The sequence below is a fragment of the Clostridium luticellarii genome, assembly GCF_002995845.1.
Taxonomy (GTDB): Bacteria; Bacillota; Clostridia; order Clostridiales; family Clostridiaceae; genus Clostridium_B; species Clostridium_B luticellarii.
In genome coordinates this window covers 1-6,233 of the sequence record NZ_PVXP01000112.1, presented here as the reverse complement: position 1 = coordinate 6,233, position 6,233 = coordinate 1, and the positions used below count along the sequence as shown (strand labels likewise).

Annotated in this window: 4 protein-coding genes; all 4 read left to right on the top strand. The window is 31.4% G+C overall.

Annotated features, from left to right (window positions below):
• Positions 1 to 1,056, top strand: a 1,056-nt coding sequence (gene recF, locus CLLU_RS17805; protein ID WP_242977745.1) for a DNA replication/repair protein RecF, incomplete at its 5' end; no start/stop codon positions are given.
• A 19-nt stretch (positions 1,057 to 1,075) separates the two neighbouring features.
• Positions 1,076 to 1,339: an extracellular matrix regulator RemB gene (remB, locus tag CLLU_RS17800; protein ID WP_106011105.1), complete on the top strand. Its 264-nt coding sequence runs from the start codon at positions 1,076 to 1,078 to the stop codon at positions 1,337 to 1,339.
• A 19-nt stretch (positions 1,340 to 1,358) separates the two neighbouring features.
• A complete protein-coding gene (gyrB, locus tag CLLU_RS17795; protein ID WP_106011104.1) occupies positions 1,359 to 3,272 on the top strand; it encodes a DNA topoisomerase (ATP-hydrolyzing) subunit B in 1,914 nt (637 codons plus the stop codon).
• 21 nt (positions 3,273 to 3,293) lie between these two features.
• Entirely contained in the window at positions 3,294 to 5,741 is a 2,448-nt protein-coding gene (gene gyrA / locus CLLU_RS17790; RefSeq protein ID WP_106011103.1) for a DNA gyrase subunit A, read from the top strand.
• The last annotated feature ends 492 nt before the right edge of the window (positions 5,742 to 6,233 follow it).

The window sequence follows — 6,233 nt, the reverse complement described above, 5'->3', positions numbered from 1 at the left end:
AATTACAAGTGTCTGGATATGAATTTTAGTAAGGGTGTAAATATCTTTATAGGAGATAACGCTCAGGGAAAAACAAATTTACTTGAAAGTATATATTACTGCAGTATAGGTAAATCTCCTAGAACAAATAGAGATAAAGAACTTATAAACTGGCAGGGTAAGGAAGCTTATATAAAAGCTTGCATAGAAAAAAAAGCATTAGATAAAAACATAGAGATAAAAATATTTAAAGAAGGTAAAAAAGGAATAAATATAAATTCAATAAAAGTAAATAAATTATCTCATCTTATAGGAATTTTTAATGTAGTAATGTTTTCGCCTGAAGATTTAAAAATAGTTAAAGAATCACCCATGTTTAGAAGAAAATTTTTAGATATTGAACTTTGTAAATTTAGTAAAAAATATTATTTCAATTTAGTTCAATACAATAAGGTTCTAAATGAAAGAAATACCCTACTTAAAAAGTGGACCAATTACAATAATGACATAATTCAGGTATATGATAAACAGTTATCCAAATACGGTGCAATTATAATAGACATGAGAAATAAATATATAAAAAGACTTAGCGAAAAGGGGAGGATTATTCACAGCGATATAACATCAGGAGCTGAAAATATAGAATTTAAATATATAACACAGTTAAAGGATTTAAAAAATCCAGAAGACAATTTGTTTGAAATATTAAATTCCAATAGGAGAAGTGATATAGATAGGGGCACTACTCTTTACGGTCCACATAGGGATGATTTACTTACGAATATAAATGGTATAAATGTTAGAAATTTTGGTTCTCAAGGTCAGCAAAAAACTTCAGTCTTAACTATGAAATTTGCTTCTCTTGAAATAATAAAGGAAATAGTAGGTGAATACCCTGTTCTATTACTAGATGATGTTTTATCTGAGTTGGACGCCAATAGACAGAGTTACATATTAAATTCTATAAATAAAATACAAACATGTATAACCTGTACGGGAATTGACGATATAAGAAAAATTTCTCAAGGCAAGACGCATTTGTTTGTTGTAAAAAATGGTAGAATAGCTATGAATTAGTTCTGAAAGGAGATTGCTTATGTTTTTGCATTTAGGTGAAAATATAGTTGTTCCAATAAAGGATGTAATTGGGATATTTGATGTTGAAACTTCAACTTATAATTCCGATACGCTTCAGTTTTTGAGAATGGCTGAAGAGGATGGATTTGTTGAAAAGATCACAAAAGATAAGCCTAAATCTTTTATCATTGCTGAAGTAAATAAAAAAAGTAAAATTTATTTATCACCTATATCTTCATCCACACTGACTAAAAGATCGAAAGCTCTAGATTATGAACTTTAAGGTAAATAGGAGGATAAATATGCTGCAAGGTAAAAAACAAGTTTATGATGAAAATCAAATACAAGTGTTAGAAGGTTTAGAGGCTGTAAGAAAAAGACCCGGAATGTATATCGGAAGCACCAGTTCAAGAGGACTTCATCATTTGGTATATGAAATAGTTGATAATAGCATAGATGAAGCGTTGGCAGGGTATTGTGACATAATAGATGTGATCATACATAAAGATAATTCCATAACAGTTATAGATAATGGGAGAGGTATGCCCGTTGGAATGCATCATAAGATGAAAAAACCCACTGTAGAGGTAATAATGACTATATTACATGCAGGAGGAAAATTCGGTGGTGGTGGATATAAGGTTTCAGGAGGACTTCATGGAGTAGGTGCATCTGTGGTAAATGCACTTTCTGAAATCTGTGAAGTTGAAGTAAAAAGAGAAGGGCATATATGGAGACAGATTTTTAAAAGAGGAAAAGTAGCAACAGGTTTGGATATAATAGGTGATACGGAAGATCATGGTACTAAAATCCATTTCAAACCTGATCCTGAAATATTTGAGGAAGTGGAATATGATTATGATATATTATCACAGAGATTGAGGGAGCTGGCTTTTTTAAATAAAGGTATAAAGATAAATTTGCAGGATGAGAGAGATGAAAAAAAAGAACTGTTTCATTATGAGGGCGGAATAAAGTCATTTGTAACTTATCTAAACAGAAACAAACAGGTAATTCATAGAGAACCTATATACATAGAGGGTAAAAAAGATGATTATTCTGTGGAAATTGGTATTCAATACAATGATGGATACGCTGAGAATATATTTTCTTTTGCAAATAATATAGATACAGTTGAAGGAGGAACTCATTTAGCTGGTTTTAAATCGGCCCTAACAAGAATTTTAAATGATTATGCAAAAAAATTTGGAATATTGAAGGAAAACGATAGAAATCTATCTGGAGAAGATATAAGAGAAGGTCTTACAGCTGTGATATCCGTAAAATTAGTAGATCCGCAGTTTGAGGGCCAAACTAAAACAAAACTTGGAAATAGTGAAATGCGTGGTATAGTTGATAATATAACAGGAGAGGGTCTAAATAATTTTTTGCAAGAAAACCCCCAAGTAGCAAAACTGATATTGAATAAGTCGCTGATGGCATCCCGTGCTAGAGAGGCAGCAAGAAAAGCAAGAGAGCTTACAAGACGTAAATCAATACTTGAAAGTACATCTCTTCCAGGAAAGCTTGCAGATTGTTCATCTAAAGATTCATCTGAATGTGAAATATATATAGTCGAGGGTGATTCTGCAGGCGGATCTGCAAAACAGGGAAGAGACAGGAAATTTCAGGCCATATTGCCGCTTAGAGGTAAAATAATGAATGTGGAAAAGCAAAGGCTTGATAAAATACTTGGCTATGAAGAAATAAGGGCCATGATAACAGCTTTTGGCGCAGGTATAGGTAAAGAATTTGATATTACTAAAATAAGATATGGAAAAATAATAATAATGACAGATGCAGATGTAGATGGGGCGCATATAAGGACATTGCTGCTTACATTTTTCTACAGATACATGAAAGATTTAGTTGAAAATGGTCATGTTTATATAGCTCAACCGCCTTTATACAGGGTATATAAAAATAAAAAGGAGTACTATGCATATTCTGATGAAGAACTTGAAATAGTTCTAAATGAATTAGGGGGAAAGGACAATAGTGTAGACATACAGAGATACAAGGGTCTTGGAGAAATGGATTCAGAACAGCTTTGGGATACTACAATGAACCCTGATACAAGAACACTTATTAAAGTAAATGTAGATGATGCTATGGCTGCTGATGAAATCTTCACTATACTTATGGGTGACAAGGTAGAACCTCGTAGAAATTTTATAGAACAAAATGCTGGGAAAGTTGTAAACTTAGATATATAGTTAGGTAGAGAGGTGTAGTTGATGTTTGATGAAGGTAAAATTTTACCAGTAGACATAAGCAAGGAAATGAAAGAAAGTTATATAGAGTATGCCATGAGTGTTATTGTAAGCCGTGCTCTTCCAGATGTACGTGATGGATTAAAACCTGTACATAGAAGAATATTATATTCTATGCATGAACTTGGATTGACCCCTGAAAAGGGCTATAGAAAATGTGCAAGAATTGTAGGAGACGTGCTTGGTAAATATCACCCTCATGGGGATTCAGCTGTTTACGATGCCTTAGTTAGAATGGCACAGGATTTTTCCATCAGGTATACTCTAGTTGATGGTCATGGAAATTTTGGATCAGTAGATGGCGATAGTGCAGCAGCTATGAGATATACTGAAGCAAAGATGAATAAAATAACTCTTGAAATGTTGAGAGATATAAATAAAAATACAGTTGATTTTGTTCCTAATTTTGATGGAGAGGAAAAGGAACCTTCTGTCCTGCCATCTAGATTTCCTAACTTGCTTGTAAATGGATCTGCAGGAATAGCTGTTGGGATGGCTACAAATATACCACCACATAATCTTAATGAGATTATAGATGGTGTTATAATGATAATAGATAATCCAGAAGTTACAATTGATGAGCTTATGACATCTATAAAAGGTCCTGATTTTCCAACTTCGGGAATAATAATCGGTACTTCTGGTATAAAAAGTGCTTATAAGACTGGAAGAGGTAAAATACTTGTAAGAGCTAAAACTGAAATTGAAGAGGTAAATGGAAGAAATGGAATCATAATAACTGAGATTCCATATCAGGTTAATAAATCTAAACTGATAGAAAATATGGCCGATCTTGTAAAAAACAAAAAAGTAGATGGAATATCCGATATTAGAGATGAATCAGATAGAGAGGGAATGAGGATTGTAATAGAATTAAAAAGAGATGCAAATCCTAATGTAACTCTCAACCAATTGTATAAGCATACGAGAATGCAGGATACTTTTGGTATAATAATGCTCACCTTAGTAAATAATGAGCCTAAAGTGTTGAATTTAAAACAAATGCTTGTATATTATTTGCAGTTTCAAGAAGAAGTTATAACCAGAAGAACTCAATTTAACCTGGATAAAGCACAAGCTAGAGCCCATATTCTTGAGGGATTGAAAATAGCATTGGATCATATTGATGCAGTAATAAATTTAATAAGATCCTCTAAAACTACAGAAATTGCAAGAAATGGTTTGATGACTGAATTTAACCTTTCTGAAAAACAGGCCCAGGCTATATTGGATATGAGACTTCAAAGACTTACAGGTCTTGAAAGACAGAAAATTGAGAATGAGTATAATGAATTAATGGAGACAATAAGATATCTAAAAGAAATCTTAGAGAATAAATCTCTTCTTTTGAATATAATTAAAGATGAACTTATAGATATAAAAAATAAATATGGTGATGAAAGAAAAACCGAAATACAAATGAGTGATAATGATATAAATATTGAGGATTTGATTGAGGAAAAAGATGTGGTTATAACTTTGACTCACGAAGGATATATAAAGAGAATCCCTGCAGATACTTATTCTTCACAGAGAAGAGGCGGAAGAGGAATACAGGCTATGGCTACAAAAGAAAATGATTTTGTAGAACATATATTTATCACTTCAACTCACAGTCATATTTTATTTTTTACTAATAAGGGTAAAGTATATAAGTTAAAGGGATATGAAATTCCTGAAGCAGGAAGAACTGCTAAGGGTACAAATTTAATTAATCTAATTCCTTTGGAAGTGAATGAAAAAATTCAAGCAGTTATAGCTTTTAAAGAAATTGATAAAGATAATTACTTTATAATGGCAACTAAAAATGGCTTAATTAAGAAAACTAAAATAAGTGAATATGCTTCTATAAGAAAAAGTGGTATAAATGCTATAAATTTAAGAGATGAAGATGAACTTATACAGGTTAAAATGACTACTGGGCAGAGTGAAATACTTATTTTTACTAAGAATGGTTATGCAATAAGATTTAGTGAAAAAGATGTTAGATCTACAGGTAGAAACACTACAGGGGTTAAGGCTATAACCTTGAGACATGGAGATATAGCTGTTGCTATGGACATTGTAGATAAAAGTCAGGATGTGCTTGTTATAAGTGAAAATGGATTTGGCAAAAGAACTCCTATAGATGAATATACTATTCACAGGAGAGGCGGAAAAGGTATTATAACTTATAAAGTTACAGAAAAAACAGGGTTAATAGTTGGAGCTAGAGTTGTAAAGGATGAAGATGAAATTATGCTTATAAACAGCAGTAATGTAGCTATAAGGCTTAACGTTTCTGAAGTGTCAACTACAAGCAGAAATACTATGGGTGTTACACTTATGAAGACAGGTGAAGAACAGAGAGTTGTTGCCATTGCTAAAATAAATTGCAGTGATGAAATTAAAGAGAATAGTGAAAATGATTAATTTTTACAGTATATTGAAAATATGATTTTTGTTTTGGCTAGTGAGATATTATATTAAATTTTCACTAGTCGTTTTTTTATCAGGTAATTCTTAGATTTAGATGGATTTTGCTTATAAGAAATGCTTATCTCACTTTAAGAAGTTGGGAGTATTAGTAATGGTATCTTTTAGATAAAAAATTCATAGTATGCTTAAGTATGAATTAAATTTATTCAAAATAAATGAAAAATATATTGACTCCATTCATTTAAGATGATAGAATATAAAAGCTGCATTAGTTAAAAATGCTTTTAAAGTTTGTATTTGCAAGGTATTGATAATCTTAAATTAATGTGGTAAAATAAAATAGTTCTTGATTGATGAAAATGATCCTTGAAAATTAAACAGAATAAATATAAGGAAACTTATACGAGAATAAACCAGCAATTCTTTTGAGCTGCGATAAGCAGCTAAAAGTAATTTCGAAATAAATTGTATGTTATGTTCGGTAGT